The organism is Vibrio sp. 1727, from assembly GCF_033344415.1.
GTDB classification, from domain to species: domain Bacteria; phylum Pseudomonadota; class Gammaproteobacteria; order Enterobacterales; family Vibrionaceae; genus Vibrio; species Vibrio alginolyticus.
The window spans coordinates 1-515 of sequence record NZ_JAWPOT010000680.1; the positions used below are offsets into that span (position 1 = coordinate 1).

The 515-nt window shown below is 50.3% G+C and carries 1 pseudogene; it reads left to right on the forward strand.

The features are described 5' to 3' along the window. Positions 1 to 473, forward strand: a pseudogene (locus tag R8O10_RS27575) (MoxR family ATPase); the annotation flags it as partial. Between the last annotated feature and the right edge of the window lie 42 nt (positions 474 to 515).

Consider the following 515-nt stretch of genomic DNA (forward strand, 5'->3'; position numbering starts at 1 on the left):
ATCGCTTTTTGCTTCACTTAGAAGTGGATTACCCAGATGCAGAACATGAATTAGCGATCTTGCGGATCAATCGTGGTGAAGCAAAAGGTGAATGCTCTATTGAGCGCCCAAGCTTGAGTCAGCAAGACATCTTCACCGCGCGCCAAGAAGTGCTCGACATCCACATGGCAGAAGCCATTGAGCAATACATTGTGCGTTTGGTGATGGCAACACGCCAAGCAAGCGAATACGACAGTGAGTTGGATAAATGGCTAGCAATGGGTGTCAGTCCGCGTGCAACCATCGCCCTTGACCGATGCGCTCGTGCTCATGCTTGGTTAGCAGGTCGTGATTTTGTCTCTCCTGAAGATGTCCAAGCAATGGCGTACCCAGTGTTACGTCACCGATTATTGCTCAGCTACCACGCTCAAGCAGAGGGCGTAACGGCAAATCAAGTCATCGATAAGTTGCTAAGCTTGGTTGGCAGCGCATAAAGCGGGTGAGTGACATGTCTGCAAACCATCCATTACCGCCTC